Consider the following 15,050-nt stretch of genomic DNA (forward strand, 5'->3'; position numbering starts at 1 on the left):
TCAGTCGGGCAATGCGAAGCGGCGGTTCACCTGCCGGGCCGCCCAGAGGCTGGTGGGCGAAAGGGCGGCGGTGAACACCGCGATGGGCAGCACCACCTCAAAGTAGCGGGCCGCCGCGCCGGCGTAGCCGGGCATGGCGTAGAAGAACAAAAAGTCCACGCCGGTGACGATGAGGGCGCACACGCCGCTCACCAGCACAAAGTTCATGGAATTGAGGCGCAGGTAAAGCTCCACCAGGATGGCCGCGCCGAAGCAGACAAAGAGCAGTTCCAGCGCCAGCAGGCCGCCGGGACGGCCGGCGGTGAAGTCCCACAGAAGGCCGCCCACCGCGCCGAAAAAGGCGCCGGGATACTCCCCTTCGCACACCGCCACCCCCAGGCACAGGGGCAGGATGAACACCGGGCGTATCTCACCCAGCACCAGAAAACCGGGGGTGGTCTGGAGGGTGGCGGCCAGCAGGAGCAGCACAAAGTAGCCGGCCCATTTGCCGGCCAGCATCAGATTGCGCTTTCTGCGTGAGGTCATGGCGCGTCCTCCCTGCGTTTACTCCCCGGCGGATACGTCGGTGACGATGAATACATGGGTGAGTTTGTTGATGTCCGCTCCCGGCTCCACCACCGCGATGGTGGAGGTGCCGCTGTTCTCGGGCAGCAGTTCCAGAATGGTGCCCACCCGGATGTTGGCGGGGAACTCGCCCCCCAGGCCGGTGGTGATGATCTCGTCGCCCACCATGGCCAGGGTGTCCCGGGGCAGGTTTTCCAGCACGCACATGCCGTCGGCGGCGTAGTCCGCCGAGCCGTTCAGGTTGCCGCTGTCACGGGTGCGGCTCACAAGGCAGGCCACATAGGAGCCGGGCTGCAGGATGGTCATCACCTTGCTGCTGGAGAGGTCCGCCTCCAGCACACGGCCCACAAGGTAGCCCTTGTCGCTGACCACCACATCGCCCTTCTCCACCCCGTGCAGGGTGCCCTGGTCGATGGTGAAGCCGCCGAAGCGGTCCAGCGGGTCGCGGCTGATGACGAAGGCCGAGGCATACTGGAACTCGGGGTTCTCCTCCCGGATGTTGAGCAGGTCCCGGAAGGCCTTGTTCTCCGCCGCCAGCTGGTCATAGTCCACCAGCTGGTCCCGCAGCTCCTGGTTCTCCTGCTGGAGCTGCTCGTTCTCGGCGATGATCTGGTCGATGCGCACGTATTTGTCCAGCAGGCCGTCCAGCCCGCCGCTGAACAGCTGGGCCGCTTTCTGGACTGGGGTGAGCAGCGCGCCCATGATTTCCTGGGGGGCGTTGGTCAGCCGGCCGTTGGCGCCGGCCCAGGCCATCATGCCCGCCAGCACCACCGCCACCGCCAGCAGGATCTTGAATTTTTTGGTGTAGAAAAAGTCGCGCATGGGCAAGACTCCTTGCGCCCCGGGCCCGCCGGGGCGTTCAATTCAAAAGCGGGCGGCGAAAGAACGCCGCCCGCGCACAGTTTTTCCGCGCTGCGCCGCTTTTTTCGCGGCGATCAGAAGTGGCTGGAATCGTCGTCCAGCACGTCGCTGAGGATGTCCAGATGATCCAGCACCGCGCCCGCGCCCACGGCCACGCAGTCCAGAGGATTCTCGGCCACGTGCACGTCGATGCCGGTCTCACGGTTGATCAGCTGATCCAGGCCGCGCAGCAGAGCGCCGCCGCCGGTGAGCATGATGCCGTGGTCGATGATGTCCGCCGACAGCTCCGGCGGGGTGCGCTCCAGGGTCTCCTTGATGGCGTCGGTGATCTTCTGCAGGCTCTCTTCCAGAGCCTCCCGCACCTCTTCGGAGTGGACGGTGATGTTCTTGGGCAGGCCGTCCACCAGGTTGCGGCCCTTGATCTCCATGCTGGTCTCCTGGTCCAGCTCGTAGGCGGAGCCGATCTCGATCTTGATCTGCTCGGCGGTGCGCTCACCGATGAGCAGGTTGTACTTGCGCTTGATGTAGGCGATGATGCTCTGGTCGAACTCGTCGCCGCCCACGCGCACGCTGCGGGCCGCCACGATGCCGCCCAAACTGATGACGGCCACCTCGCTGGTGCCGCCGCCGATGTCCACCACCATGCTGCCGGAGGGCTCGCTGATGGGCAGACCGGCGCCGATGGCAGCAGCCATGGGCTCCTCGATGACGGAGACCTGACGGGCACCGGCCTTGAGGGTCGCCTCACGCACAGCGCGGCGCTCCACCTCGGTCACGCCCGAGGGGATGCAGATGACCACGCGGGGGCGGGAGAACATGCTGTTGCCGCAGGCCTTTTTCAGGAAGTTCTCCAGCATATTTGCCGTGATATCGAAATCGGCGATGACACCGTCCTTCAGGGGGCGGACCGCCACGATGCTGCCGGGGGTACGGCCGATGACAGCCTTTGCCTCAGCACCCACGCAGCGCACCTCATCGGTCTTGGTATCCACAGCCACGACCGAGGGCTCCCGCATGATGATGCCCTTGCCCTTCATGTAAACCAGGGTATTGGCAGTACCCAGATCAACGCCAACGTCCTTTGACAAAAAACTCATAATGAAGCTCTCCTTCGTATTTCCGGTCTATTCCAAAACGCACGGCGGCCCAAACTCCACAGGGTTTGACCGCCTATCGCAGAATAACACGTTTCTATTATAGCCGCAAGTCAACGTTTTCTCAAGCGTTTTGTCAAGTTTTTCCGTATTTTTCATTTTTCTGCACGTTCCGCCGCGCAAACTGTCAGAACTGTTCAAGCAGGCGGACCGTCCGGCTGACAGGCAGGCCCATAATGGTGTAATAATCACCCTCAATGGCATCCAGCCAGACCGCCGCGCGGCCCTGGATGGCGTAGGCACCGGCCTTATCGTAGGGCTCCTCTGTGGCGGCGTACCGCTCGATCTCCTCCTCGCTCAGCGGAAAGAAGGTGACCTTGCAGGTATCCACAAAGCTCTCGGTGCGGGTGCCATCGGAAACGCAGACACCGGTGTGCACATAGTGAGTCGCGCCGGACAGCGCGCGGAGCATCCGTCTGGCATCGTCCGGGCTGTGAGGCTTGCCAAACACCTCGCCGTTCACATCCACCACGGTATCGCAGCCCAGCACCACGGCACCGGGGTGTTCCTTGGCCACAGCAAGGCACTTGCCCCGGGCAAGCTGTTCCACCAGCCGGGCGGGGGTATCCGCCGTCACGGCATCCTCGTCAAAATCGCTGACGCAGACGGTAAAATCCGTCGTGTACAGGCTCAACAGTTCTTTCCGTCGGGGGCTCTGGGAAGCCAGGATCAGATCTTTCATACGCTTCACTTCCCCGTTGAGCCAAAGCCGCCCGCGCCGCGCTGGGTATCCCCCAGTTCGGCCGCCTGAGCAAAGGCAGCGGTATACACCGGTGCAATGCAGAGCTGTGCCACACGCTCACCGGGCTGGATGGTATAGGCCTCGGTGCCCAGATTGATCATGGGCACCTTCAGTTCCCCGCGGTAGTCACTGTCCACCACACCCACGCCGTTTGCCATGCACAGGCCGTGCTTGATGGAAAGGCCGCTGCGGGCATAGACCAGCGCCACAGCGTGGGGGCCAGGCAGCTCGATGGCAAGGCCGGTGGGCACCAACGCCCGCTGCATGGGGGCCAGCGTCAGGGGCGCATCCAGCACGGCGCACAGGTCGGCCGCCGCTGCCCCCGGCGTTGCATAGGCGGGCACCTTGGCCCGGGGGTCCAATACTTTATAGTTTACGGTGATCGGTTCCATAGTATACCTCATAAATTGTTTGTTGCTAAACCTCTCCGTCAAAGCCTGACGGCCTGCGAAGCGAGACTGAGAGGTTTAATTCGTCCCCTTAAAATACAGTCCTCTTGTAAACTCTCCCTCAAAGGGTGCGTGGACACGGATGCTGTCCAGAATGGCGGCAGCTTCCTCCCGGGATTCCAGCGTGAAGTAGGCCACGCCATAGTCCACAGTCAGGGCACCGGGCTTGTCTCCCATATAAATAGGTACAGGGTTATAGATCGTCCGCACGCCCATGCCGCAGCGCACCGGGAACTTTTTGGCCTTGCGGTCGGTCAGTTCCCCTGCTTTATTGCAGTGGGCGCAGTCATGGATGTTCTGCAGCGGGCAGGCACGGGTGACCATCAGCGGCATGTGGCCATAGACCAGCACACCGGTGGGCACAGGCTTGCCGTTATGGGTGGGGGCAATGGTGCTGATATCGCTGTCCTTGACCTCGGGCAGGATGAGCACACTGTTCAGGCCATGGTCGGCGTAGAACTGCGCCGCCATCTGGTTGGTGACGTTCAGGCCGAAACCGCCGGTCATCGGCAGGCCACGGCAGAGCCGCAGGTGGGCGATGTTGCTTACCTCATAGCCCGCAAAACCCGCATCCTGGGTGGCGGCAATGCGGCGGGCGGTGTCCTCCTCCAGCGCGCCGAACATCACGCGCGGCAGCTCCAGAAGGGTCTTCTCCCGCCACTCCCGGGGCACCCGGTCGGCCTGGGCAATGGGCAGGATGAGATACTCCACCCCGCTCAGGGCCTGCTCCGGCACCTGCTCCCAAGCTTCAAAGCGGGCGCGCAGGGTGCGGCGGGGCGGCAGAGTGCGCAAGGGCAGAGCATCCGGCTCCGCCTCGTGTACCGGCCAGGGGCGCAGGACCTCCCGCTTTTTCAGCAGGGCCTCCAGCGCATCCCGGCGCAGCTCGTTCACGGCACTGCCCGGCACGAACCAGGGGCCGCCGTCCATCTCCACATCGATCTTTTCCACCGCAAAGGGGGTGCCGCCCGTCTTGGAAAGGCTGCGCTGCAGGCTCTCGGTGGGGTCGGTGCGGGCAGGCTGCGGTTCCGCATCGCCGTAGGCAAAGGCCTTGTTGCCGTCCGCGTCGGTCACGGTCAGCTTCTCGCCGCCCTCTTCGATCTCCAGCCTGAACTGCACCGGCACCCGGCTGCGATCGCGGCGGTAGAGCTCACGCAGGGCAGGCAGGGTCTTTTTGGTCAGCTCCGCATCGGCTTCGCTGCGCACGCCGAACATGGTGCCGTCGATCTTTCCATCCAGATAGCCGGAGGTGAAGCCGGAGCGGCTGAACGCATTTTTCAGCAGGTCACGGTCGTAGGCGCGGCCCTCGCGGCCTGCCAGACAGGCACTGACCGCCGCCGCCACATACTCCGGCGTGCGCAGACGGCCCTCGATTTTGGCCGATGCCACACCGACAGCCTGCATCCGATCCAGCTTGTCGATGACGGAGTTATCCTTCAGGGAAAGGTGGTGCAGACGGCCCGGCTTGCCCTCGGGCAGCGGGTTTGCCTCAAAGGGCAGGCGGCAGGGCCCGGCGCAGGAGCCCCGGTTGCCGCTGCGGCCGCCCAGGAAGGCCGACATATAGCACTGGCCGCTGACGCACATGCAAAGCGCGCCGTGGACAAAGCACTCGGTCTCGATGCCGCAGTGCTTTGTGATGTGCTCCACCTCCGGCAGGCTCAGCTCACGGGCCAGCACCACCCGGGTAAAGCCCAGCTCCTTCAGCTCCAGCGCGCCCTGCAGGGTGTGGACGCTCATCTGGGTGGAGCCGTGGCGGGGCAGGTCGGGGGTGATCCGCCCGATGAGCTGCGCCACCGCCAGATCCTGGCAGATGACCGCATCCGCGCCGCTCTCGGCCACAGCCTTCACGGCACCGGCCAGCGCGGCCAGCTCCCCGCCGTAAACGGTGGTGTTCAGTGCCACGTGCACCTTGACACCCCGCGCATGGCAGAACCGGACTGCCTCCTTCAGGCTGTCCGCATCAAAATTTCCGGCCCCTGTCCGGGCATTGAAGCCCGAAAAGCCCAGATATACCGCGTCCGCACCGCTGAACACCGCAGCGCGGAGCATCTCTTCACTGCCCACCGGGGCAAGGATCTCGATCTTTGGCATAATACTCCCTTTGTTCCGGCGCGCTCACCGCGCCCCCATTCACGCTTCCGTCTTTGCTTCCCGGTCTGCCTTCTGCTTGGCCTGCAGGCGTGCCAGCTGCTCCCGCAGGGCATCGTTTTCACGCCGCAGCGTTTCATTTTCTGCTTTTACCTTATCCTCAGCCAGCTTTGCCCTGGCGGCATCGGCAATATAATTCTGGATCTGGCTGCGCATATTCTCGGCGCTGCCGGTGCTCTTTTTGTACTCGTCCAGATAATCCATGGCGCAGAACACCGCCGCCTTGGTCACCGAAAGGTTTTCGTTGGTGTCCAGCAGCTTGGTGATATCCTCATCCAGCCGTTTGGCCAGAGAGGCGATATACTTTTCGGAATCCGTCGTTGCGATCGCATAGGGTGCGCCCGCAATGGTCACTCTCACTTTATTAACCATCGTATCCTCACTAATAATTACTCTGAGCGGAGTTTGTGGCCGAGTTTCCTGCCCCGGCACACGCTTTTGCCCCCGCCGGGACAACCGTTCACTTCTTATTATAATATAAATGCGCTCCAAGAGAAAGTGCTATTTTTGAATTTTTTGCATATTTACCAGAAAGATTGTGACAAAAATGTCAGTTACGGCAAAAATCGGCGTTTTTCCTTGCATTTACGAATAGAACTGATTATAATGTTCTTGTTGTGTTAACAGGGAGAGGGAAAGAGGAGAAATTCCCTGTTGCGATATTTCAAAACAGCACAAGTGTGTGTGCGGATAGGAGTTCCTTATGACTACAAAAGAATTTGCAAAAATTCTTCAGGACAAGCTGACCAGCGAGTACGGCGTGGATCTGAGAGTTGCTTCCAAGCAGCAGATCTACCGCTCCCTTGCCCTGATCTGCCGTCAGATGATGAGTGAGAACCACAAGAAGTTCCAGTCCAAGGCCATTGGCACCGGTACCAAGCAGGTATACTACCTCTGCATGGAGTTCCTGATGGGCCGCAGCCTGAAGGTGAGCCTGTTCAACCTGGGTCTGGAAGAGGTTGCCCAGAAGGTGCTGGCTGATGCCGACATCAACATCGAGGGCATCTTTGAGGAAGAGCCCGATGCAGGCCTGGGCAACGGCGGTCTGGGCCGCCTGGCTGCCTGCTATCTGGACGGCATGGCCACCACCGGCATCTGCGGCACCGGCTACTCCATCCTGTACGAGTACGGCATTTTCAAGCAGAAGATCGTGGACGGCTGGCAGCAGGAGCGCGCTGACAACTGGCTGCCCGGCGGTCAGGTCTGGCTGAAGAGCCACCCCGATCAGGCCATCGAGGTCCGCTTTGACGGCGAGATCCGCGAGAACTGGGATCACGGCTTCCACTATATCCAGCACACCAACTACAACAGCGTTATGGCTGTGCCCTCCGATATGTATGTGCAGGGCTACGACGGCAAGGGCGTTGCCAAGCTGCGCCTGTGGCAGGCCAAGGCTCCTGACTTTGATATGTCCAGCTTCTCTCTGGGCAACTACAACACTGCCATGAGCAAGAACGCCAGCGCCGAGCTGATCTCCAAGGTGCTGTACCCCAACGACAACCACATTGAGGGCAAGATCCTCCGCCTGCGCCAGCAGTACTTCCTCTCTGCCGCATCCATCGGCGATATCGTACAGAACCACCTGTCCACCTACGGCACGCTGGAGAATCTGGCCGACAAGGTCGCCATCCAGCTGAACGACACCCATCCCACGCTGGCCATCCCCGAGATGATGCGCATCCTGCTGGACGAGTGCGGCTTTGACTGGGATAAGGCCTTTGAGATCTGCCAGAAGGTCTTTGCCTACACCAACCACACCGTTATGGCCGAGGCTCTGGAGAAGTGGAATGTGGACATCTTCAAGATGACCCTGCCCCGCATCTACCAGATCGTGGTCGAGATGAACCGCCGTGCCCGCGAGGAGCTGGAAAAGGCATTCCCCGGCGACGAGGGCAAGATCAACTACATGGCCCTGATTGGCGACAACCAGGTCCGCATGGCAAACATCTGCGCCTACACTGCCAACAGCATCAACGGCGTGTCCAAGCTGCACAGTGAGATCATCAAGGAGAGCGTGTTCCACGATTACTACCTGTTCAAACCCCAGGCCTTCAAGAACGTGACCAACGGCATCGCTTACCGCCGCTGGCTGCTGGCCTCCAACCCTGAGCTGTGCAAGCTGCTGGACGAGACCATCGGCGAGGAGTACAAGCACGACGCTTCCAACCTCTCCAAGCTGAACAAGTATGCGGACGACAAGACCGTGCTGAAGCGCATCAACGAGATCAAGCTGAACAATAAGAAGAACTTTGCCGCCTATCTCGAGAAGAGCACCGGCCAGGTCATCGACCCCAACTCCATCTTCGACTGCCAGGTCAAGCGGATGCACGAGTACAAGCGTCAGCACCTGAACGCCCTGAACATCGCCGCTCAGTACCTGTACCTGAAGGAGAACCCCAACGCCGACTTCATCCCCAAGACCTATATCTTCGGCGCAAAGGCTGCCCCCGGCTACTACATGGCCAAGCAGATGATCCGGATGATCTGCAAGCTGGGCGACCTGATCAACAATGACCCCGCCGTGCGCGACAAGCTGCGCGTGGTCTATCTGGAAGAGTACTGCGTCTCCCTGAGCGAGCACCTGATGCCCGCCGCCGAGGTCTCTGAGCAGATCTCTCTGGCCGGCACCGAGGCTTCCGGTACCGGCAACATGAAGTTCATGCTGAACGGTGCCATCACGCTGGGCACGCTGGACGGCGCAAATGTTGAGATCGTCGATGCCGCCGGCAAGGAGAACGAGCTGATCTTCGGCATGCTGACTCCCGAGGTCAACAACCTCAAGCAGGTGGGCTACCACCCCAGCGCCTTCATCATGGGCGATGACGTGGCAAATGCCGCTCTGAACTTCCTGGAGCGCGGCTGGAACGGCGAGGACTTCCACGAGGTCACCGAGAACCTGCGCACCAGCGATCCTTATATGGTCATGGCCGACTTCAAGGATTACCGCCGTGCTCAGGCCGACCTGCAGCGCCTGTATGCTGACCGCGAGAAGTGGGCACAGATGAGCCTGAAGAACACCGCCAACAGCGGCATCTTCAGCGCAGACCGTTCTGTGCTGGATTACGCCCGCGATATCTGGCACGCTTCTGCTGTGAAGTAATTGGAAAGGTTAACCCCCCAGTCACCTACGGGGACAGCCCCCCTAGTAGTGGGGCCTCTGGCGTTACGGAAAGTTTTACAGCTTTTCCTTTACGCACAGACTTCACCGTTCTGCCAAGGCCTCCCCTACTAGGGGAGGTGGCAATGCGAAGCATTGACAGAAGGGTTTAGCACAAATATATCTCTGCCCCGGAGCCATTACGGAACCGGGGCTTTTTTGAGAAAGGAACGACCCCACTTGTCTTGTCTGTTCAACAGTTTTGACCCCTATTTCAAGCAGCCCTTTGGTGCGGTGCGCGCCGGGCAGACTGTCCGGCTGTCGCTCTGCATTCCCGAGGAGCTGGGCTATGTAGACCCGCACCTTGTCCTGAAAAAAGAGGGCAAGTTCGATGTTCCCGTCTACTACCGGATGAACTTCGATGGCCAGACCCCCAGGCAGAACCACTTTTCTGTGGAAGTGCCTCTGAACGACCCGGGCCTCTACTTCTACTATTTCGACCTCTACACCGACTTCCGCCGCATCGTGCGCGGCCCCGACAACTGCGGCGTGATCAGCTGGCAGGATGGCGAAAGCTGGCAGATCACGGTCTATGAGCAGGACTTTGAGACCCCCGAAAGCATCAAGGGCAAGGTGTTCTATCAGATCTTCCCGGACCGCTTCTGCGAAGGGGTGGAGAACAAGCCCATGCCCTTTGCCGACCGCATCTATCAGGCCGACAAGCACGCCGAGCCCTTCTGGCAGCCCAACGAGGTGGGCGGCCACCTGAACGAGGACTATTTCGGCGGCGACCTCAAGGGCATCCAGCAAAAGCTCCCCTATCTGCACGAGATGGGGGTTGATTTCATCTACCTCAACCCCATCTTTGAGGCCCACTCCAACCACCGCTACAACACCGCCGACTACCTGAATGTGGACCCCCTGCTGGGCACCAACGAGGATTTTGAGGCACTGTGCACCGCCGCCAAAAAATACGGCATCGGCATCGTGCTGGACGGCGTGTTCAGCCACACCGGCTCCGACAGCCGCTATTTCAACCGCGAGGGCCGCTATGGCGAGGGCGGCGCGTATCGGGACCCCAACTCCCCTTACCGCTGCTGGTACGATTTCGGCCCCCAGTACAAGGGCGGCTACCGCAGCTGGTGGGGCTTTGAGACCCTGCCCGAGGTCAACGAGGAGACCCCCTCCTATGTGGAGTTCATCACCGGCCCGGGCGGTGTCATCGACACCTGGCTGCGGCGTGGCGCGGCAGGCTTCCGGCTGGATGTAGCCGACGAGCTGCCCGACGAATTCATTGAGAAGGTGCGCGCCGCCGTCAAGCGGGTCAGCCCCGAAAAGTTCCTGCTGGGCGAAGTGTGGGAGGATGCCACCACCAAGTTCGGCTTCAACAAGCGCCGCACCTACCTGCTGGGCAAGGGCCTGGACAGCGTGATGAACTACCCCTTCAAGAACGCCGTGCTGGATTTCGTCAAGGGCAAGCCCGCCGAGCAGGCCATGACGGAGATCCTGACCATCTGCGAGCACTACCCTGCCCCGGCCATGGATACCGCCCTGAACTTCCTCTCCACCCACGACACCGAGCGTGCCCTGACCGTGATCGCTGACGAGCCCGCCAATGGCCGGGGCCGCGCGTGGCAGAGCGGCCGCTGTGTGACCGGCGATGCCTACGAGGAGGGCCTGCTCCGCCTGCGGATGGCCTACGCCATCATCTACACCCTGCCGGGCGTGCCCTGCCTGTACTACGGCGACGAGATCGCCATGCAGGGCTACCGGGATCCCTTCAACCGGGCTTTCTTCCGGTGGGATGCCCACGAACAGCGCCTGCGCCCCGTGCTGGCACAGCTGGCACAGCTCCGCCACACCTGCGAGGCCTTCCGCACCGGCCAGCTGCGGGTCCTGCGTGCCGAGGACGGCATCCTGCACTACCAGCGGGTGGGCAAGGTGGAGACCGCGGAGATCATCGTCAACCGCACCGAGCATATCATCGTGGAGACCCTTGCCAGCGGCAAGAGCACTGAGGTGAATCCCATGGGCTTTACCATCGTGGTGGAAGAGGTGGGGCATAACCCGGACCACAGCTACTATGATTATGTATAAGGAGACGGATTAAACCTCTCCGTCATCTTCGCTGACGCTCGATGCCACCTCCCCTAGTAGGGGAGGCTTTGGCATTCCGTCGCGTTTTCGAGCGCAGACGCTTCGCTACATTTAGCCCTGCTGGCGTAATGTTTTTCTTTACGGAAATAGTTGGTTTTGGAGCCGCAGGCGAAAACATGAAAAAACAAACCTTTTGCCAAGGGCTCCCCTACTAGGGGAGCTGTCGCGGCGAAGCCTGCGACTGAGAGGTTGGACAGAGCAGCACTCGCCCTTAGATAACAACATATTGTCATTCCCACGCCTTTGTTATATAATAAACGAAGAAGGAGGGATGTTCGATGTCCATTGACCCCATTTTCTGGCTCATTGCCGCCGTCGGTTTCCTGGCGCTGGAGGGCATGACCTTCAGCATGGTATCCGTCTGGTTTGCGGCAGGCAGCGCGGCAGCCCTGCTCTGCTGCCTGTTCACCCACTCGTTCCGGGTGCAGGCGGTGGTGTTCATTGCGGTCAGCGCGGTCTGCCTGCTGGCATTCAAGCCGCTGGCCAAACGGCTGCACAAGCAGCCCACCCCCACCAACGGTGACCGCGCCCTTGGCCGGGAGGCCCGGGTGCTGACCCCCGTTTCTGCCCAGCAGACGGGCCGGGTGCGGCTGGATGGCGTGGACTGGAGCGCCCGCTGCGCCACCCCCGGCGATACCCTGACCCCCGGGCAGGCCTGCCGGGTCACCGAGATCCACAGCACCCTGCTCATTGTGGAACCCATCCTGACCGAATCCATCAACCACTGAAAAAAGGAGCGTCTCTATGCCTATCATGCTGTTCGTGATCCTCGCGCTCATCTTTGTTATCCTGCTCATCGTCGTCACCAACATCGTCATCGTGCCCCAGTCCATGGTGTACGTTGTGGAGCGTCTGGGCAGCTACTCCGACACCTGGTCGGCCGGCCTGCATGTCAAGATCCCGTTCATTGAGCGGATCGCCAAAAAGGTCAGCCTGAAGGAGCAGGTCGCGGACTTTCCTCCCCAGCCTGTGATCACCCGCGATAACGTTACCATGCAGATCGACACCGTGGTGTTCTTCCAGGTCATGGATGCCAAGCTCTACACCTACGGTGTCAACCAGCCCATCGCAGCCATCGAGAGCCTTTCCGCCACCACCCTGCGCAACATCATCGGTGAGATGGAGCTGGATCACACCCTGACCAGCCGCGATGTCATCAACGGCAAGATCACGGCCATCCTCGATGAAGCCACCGACAAGTGGGGCATCAAGGTCAACCGCGTGGAGGTCAAGAACATCATCCCGCCGCGCGAGATCCAGGAAGCCATGGAGAAGCAGATGAAGGCAGAGCGCGAAAAGCGTGCCGTCATCCTGAAGGCCGACGGTGAGAAGCAGGCCGCCATCACCGCTGCCGAGGGTGAAAAGGAAGCCGCCATCCTCCGTGCCGATGCCGTCAAACAGCAGCGCATTCTCGAAGCTGAGGGCGAGGCGCAGGCCATTCTCGCGGTGCAGAAGGCCAACGCCGATGCCATCCGCCTGCTGAACGAGGCCATGCCCAACGACAAGGTGCTGGCTCTGCGCAGCCTGGAAGCACTGGCCAAGGTTGCCAACGGCAAGGCCACCAAGATCATCATCCCGTCGGAGCTGCAAAATCTGGGCGGCGTTGTGCCCAGCATCAAGGAGCTTCTGACCGACCCGAAAGAGGACTGATCCATGATCTACGATACCCTGAACAATCTCCCCAACTATCTGGGCCTGTGCAGCAGTCTGGACAGCGTCATCGAGTTCATCATGGCCCGGGATATCAACAACCTGCCCGCCGGGCGCACCCGCATCGATGGTGACAAGGCTGTGGTCACGGTGAGCACCGTGACCCCGCAGGCCAGCGACAAGGCCCCCTTTGTCCGGCACGACAACCACCTGACCCTTGAGACCGACCTCGAGGGCAGCGAGCTGTTTGAAGTGTCCCTGGGCGAGTTCAGCCCCACCCGGCCCGCTGACGAAGCCTCTGATACCACCGTGGGCACCGCCGGCACCAGCATTGCCGGAATGCTCTGCGAGGGCCGCTTTGCCCTCTATCTGGCTGGGGAGCCGTACAAATCCGGCTTGAAGGCCCAGGGCTGCGGCAAGCTGAAAAAGGCCGTGTTCACCATGGAGCTGGACCCGGACGAGGAAGACGAGACCGAGGCCGAATAATTCCTGAAAGCACGAACTCCACGCAGCGTAGGTTGCGTGGAGTTTTTTTGTATAGTATACTCTGGTTCAACAATTACGCTTGCCCGACTTGCCAAGGGCTCCCCTATTAGGCAACGACGACGACCGCCGCCAGTGGGCGGATGAAGGGAGGAGTTGTTGGGGCCGCGGCCAGCAAGACACGAGCACAATACTTTGTGCGAAGTGGATGCTGGGAGCCGCAACCCGTACGCTGTCGAGCAACGCGAGACTGAAATGTGCTCCACGCCACTGGACAGGCTGTGGTGAGCTGCTGCGGCATCACCCTGCCTGCGCTGGACATCGCCGAAGCCGAGGATGCCGACGAGCATCATCAGCTGACCGTGGAGCGGGTGGAGGACGAGCTCTTCGTCACCCTGCACCACCCCATGGAGAAAAACCATTACATCTCGTTTCTGGCCTACCTCACCGGCGATAAGCTGCAGCTGGTCAAGCTCTACCCCGAGGGAGATGCCTCCTCTGCCCGCTTCTCCCTGCGGGGCGCAGGTGTGCTTTACTTCTACTGCAACTGCCACGGCCTGATGAAGGCTCCGGATTTCCGCACCGCCACCCGGCGCACCTCACCCCAGAAGATCCACCTGCGGGAGCCGGATGAGGGCGACCGGGAACAGGTAATGGCCTACCGGGAAGAATTTCTGGCCATCGGCTCCCGGATGGACGGCACCTCGGCTCTGGACAAATATGCCGACTTCGATGCCTGGCTGGCCCAACTCCGCAAGCTGAAAGACCCGGCCACAACCCCCGCCGGTCTCGTGCCCGCCACGGAGTATCTGGCTCTGGATGAGCATGAGCATCTGGTGGGCATGACCAACCTGCGCCACCGGCTCAACGATTACCTGCTGACCTACGGCGGGCACATCGGGTACAGCGTCCGCCCCTCGGAGCGGCAGAACGGCTACGCCACCCAGATGCTTCGCCTGACGCTGGAAAAGGCAAAAGAACAAGGCATCGAAAAGGTGCGCATCTGCTGCGACCATTACAACGTTGCCTCAGCAAAGACCATCCGCGCCAACGGCGGCGTGCTTGAGGATGAGCAGTTCGATTCCTCCGATGGAACGCTGACACAGCGGTATTGGATACAGAACAAATAAGCTGTACGGGCTTTCCTTTTGTACGCGATTCTGCTATAATAATGTACAAAGAAGGAGGTGGCATTATGCCGCAAATCAGACCCATTACCGACTTACGCAACACAAACGAGATTTCGGATATCTGCCATTCCAAGCGGGAGCCCATTTTCATCACCAAAAATGGCTATGGTGATCTTGTCGTTATGAGTATGGAAACCTACGATACCCTGATGGAGACTGCCGCAGTGGATGCCGCTATCTCGCAGGCAGAATCCGACTACGCACAAAATGGCCAGCTTTATGATGCACACGAAACACTTGCTGCATTAAGGAGAAAGCATTTTGGAACAGTACAGCGTTAAGTTGCTTCGCAGAGCAGTACAGGATATTGACGACATCTACACCTATATTGCTGAAACATTAGTGGAGCCTGAGACTGCGCTCAAACTGGTCGGACGGCTGGAAGAGGCGATTTTTTCACTGGACACTTTGCCGCACCGCTGTCCAGAACGCCGGAGCGGCGTGTACGCCAACCACGGCTATCGTCAATTGCTGATGGAAAACTATACCATCATTTTCCGTATTGATGAAGCGCATCAGCAGGTCATCGTTGTTACTGTCCGCTATGCACCAAGAAGT

15 protein-coding genes are annotated in these 15,050 nt (G+C 60.6%); 8 read left to right on the top strand and 7 right to left on the bottom strand.

The window, feature by feature from the left end:
* The 7 genes from mreD to zapA form a co-directional block, all read right to left on the bottom strand.
* Entirely contained in the window at window positions 1-525 is a 525-nt protein-coding gene (gene mreD, locus ACMNAY_RS00230) for a rod shape-determining protein MreD (RefSeq protein WP_418717935.1), read from the bottom strand.
* 18 nt (window positions 526-543) lie between these two features.
* Window positions 544-1,386 (bottom strand): rod shape-determining protein MreC, encoded by an 843-nt coding sequence (gene mreC / locus ACMNAY_RS00235; protein WP_394976820.1) that lies wholly within the window; start codon window positions 1,384-1,386, stop codon window positions 544-546.
* Window positions 1,387-1,499: 113 nt separating this feature from the next.
* The gene (locus ACMNAY_RS00240) at window positions 1,500-2,522 is read right to left on the bottom strand and encodes a rod shape-determining protein (protein WP_418717936.1); all 1,023 of its coding nucleotides are present in this window, start codon (window positions 2,520-2,522) and stop codon (window positions 1,500-1,502) included.
* A gap of 184 nt (window positions 2,523-2,706) precedes the next feature.
* Complete coding sequence (locus ACMNAY_RS00245) at window positions 2,707-3,261, bottom strand: Maf family protein (RefSeq protein ID WP_005932346.1); 555 nt, start codon at window positions 3,259-3,261, stop codon at window positions 2,707-2,709.
* Window positions 3,262-3,266: 5 nt separating this feature from the next.
* Window positions 3,267-3,713: a dUTP diphosphatase gene (gene dut, locus ACMNAY_RS00250; RefSeq protein ID WP_418717937.1), complete on the bottom strand. Its 447-nt coding sequence runs from the start codon at window positions 3,711-3,713 to the stop codon at window positions 3,267-3,269.
* Between the two features lie 75 nt (window positions 3,714-3,788).
* Complete coding sequence (locus ACMNAY_RS00255; protein WP_418717938.1) at window positions 3,789-5,858, bottom strand: DUF3656 domain-containing U32 family peptidase; 2,070 nt, start codon at window positions 5,856-5,858, stop codon at window positions 3,789-3,791.
* A 39-nt stretch (window positions 5,859-5,897) separates the two neighbouring features.
* Window positions 5,898-6,287: a cell division protein ZapA gene (zapA, locus tag ACMNAY_RS00260; RefSeq protein ID WP_418717939.1), complete on the bottom strand. Its 390-nt coding sequence runs from the start codon at window positions 6,285-6,287 to the stop codon at window positions 5,898-5,900.
* A 331-nt stretch (window positions 6,288-6,618) separates the two neighbouring features.
* On the opposite strand from zapA, the gene ACMNAY_RS00265 reads away from it, so the two are divergent.
* The 8 genes from ACMNAY_RS00265 to ACMNAY_RS00300 form a co-directional block, all read left to right on the top strand.
* A complete protein-coding gene (locus tag ACMNAY_RS00265; RefSeq protein ID WP_418717940.1) occupies window positions 6,619-9,015 on the top strand; it encodes a glycogen/starch/alpha-glucan phosphorylase in 2,397 nt (798 codons plus the stop codon).
* Window positions 9,016-9,252: 237 nt separating this feature from the next.
* The gene (locus ACMNAY_RS00270; RefSeq protein ID WP_418717941.1) at window positions 9,253-11,109 is read left to right on the top strand and encodes a glycoside hydrolase family 13 protein; all 1,857 of its coding nucleotides are present in this window, start codon (window positions 9,253-9,255) and stop codon (window positions 11,107-11,109) included.
* Between the two features lie 338 nt (window positions 11,110-11,447).
* A complete protein-coding gene (locus ACMNAY_RS00275; protein ID WP_418717942.1) occupies window positions 11,448-11,897 on the top strand; it encodes an NfeD family protein in 450 nt (149 codons plus the stop codon).
* Between the two features lie 16 nt (window positions 11,898-11,913).
* On the top strand, window positions 11,914-12,819 hold the full coding sequence (locus tag ACMNAY_RS00280; RefSeq protein WP_005932322.1) for an SPFH domain-containing protein: 906 nt from the start codon (window positions 11,914-11,916) through the stop codon (window positions 12,817-12,819).
* A 3-nt stretch (window positions 12,820-12,822) separates the two neighbouring features.
* On the top strand, window positions 12,823-13,305 hold the full coding sequence (locus tag ACMNAY_RS00285; protein WP_418717943.1) for a YhcH/YjgK/YiaL family protein: 483 nt from the start codon (window positions 12,823-12,825) through the stop codon (window positions 13,303-13,305).
* Between the two features lie 254 nt (window positions 13,306-13,559).
* Window positions 13,560-14,432, top strand: coding sequence for a GNAT family N-acetyltransferase (locus ACMNAY_RS00290; protein ID WP_418717944.1), 873 nt, complete (start codon window positions 13,560-13,562; stop codon window positions 14,430-14,432).
* Window positions 14,433-14,497: 65 nt separating this feature from the next.
* Window positions 14,498-14,773 (top strand): type II toxin-antitoxin system prevent-host-death family antitoxin, encoded by a 276-nt coding sequence (locus tag ACMNAY_RS00295; protein ID WP_418717945.1) that lies wholly within the window; start codon window positions 14,498-14,500, stop codon window positions 14,771-14,773.
* The coding region (locus ACMNAY_RS00300; RefSeq protein ID WP_418717946.1) for a type II toxin-antitoxin system RelE/ParE family toxin at window positions 14,754-15,050 on the top strand (297 nt) is incomplete at its 3' end. The genes ACMNAY_RS00295 and ACMNAY_RS00300, both read left to right, overlap by 20 nt.

Source organism: Candidatus Allofournierella merdipullorum, from assembly GCF_048426865.1.
GTDB classification, from domain to species: Bacteria; Bacillota; Clostridia; order Oscillospirales; family Ruminococcaceae; genus Allofournierella_A; species Allofournierella_A merdipullorum.

Excerpts from the sequence above, each read along its gene's own strand:
- ACMNAY_RS00255 (WP_418717938.1), bottom strand. The coding sequence starts at position 5,858 with ATGCCAAAGATCGAGATCCTTGCCCCGGTGGGCAGTGAAGAGATGCTC.
- ACMNAY_RS00275 (WP_418717942.1), top strand. The coding sequence starts at position 11,448 with ATGTCCATTGACCCCATTTTCTGGCTCATTGCCGCCGTCGGTTTCCTG.
- zapA (WP_418717939.1), bottom strand. The coding sequence starts at position 6,287 with ATGGTTAATAAAGTGAGAGTGACCATTGCGGGCGCACCCTATGCGATC.
- ACMNAY_RS00280 (WP_005932322.1), top strand. The coding sequence starts at position 11,914 with ATGCCTATCATGCTGTTCGTGATCCTCGCGCTCATCTTTGTTATCCTG.
- ACMNAY_RS00240 (WP_418717936.1), bottom strand. The coding sequence starts at position 2,522 with ATGAGTTTTTTGTCAAAGGACGTTGGCGTTGATCTGGGTACTGCCAAT.
- ACMNAY_RS00295 (WP_418717945.1), top strand. The coding sequence starts at position 14,498 with ATGCCGCAAATCAGACCCATTACCGACTTACGCAACACAAACGAGATT.
- mreC (WP_394976820.1), bottom strand. The coding sequence starts at position 1,386 with ATGCGCGACTTTTTCTACACCAAAAAATTCAAGATCCTGCTGGCGGTG.
- ACMNAY_RS00285 (WP_418717943.1), top strand. The coding sequence starts at position 12,823 with ATGATCTACGATACCCTGAACAATCTCCCCAACTATCTGGGCCTGTGC.
- dut (WP_418717937.1), bottom strand. The coding sequence starts at position 3,713 with ATGGAACCGATCACCGTAAACTATAAAGTATTGGACCCCCGGGCCAAG.
- ACMNAY_RS00265 (WP_418717940.1), top strand. The coding sequence starts at position 6,619 with ATGACTACAAAAGAATTTGCAAAAATTCTTCAGGACAAGCTGACCAGC.
- ACMNAY_RS00245 (WP_005932346.1), bottom strand. The coding sequence starts at position 3,261 with ATGAAAGATCTGATCCTGGCTTCCCAGAGCCCCCGACGGAAAGAACTG.
- mreD (WP_418717935.1), bottom strand. The coding sequence starts at position 525 with ATGACCTCACGCAGAAAGCGCAATCTGATGCTGGCCGGCAAATGGGCC.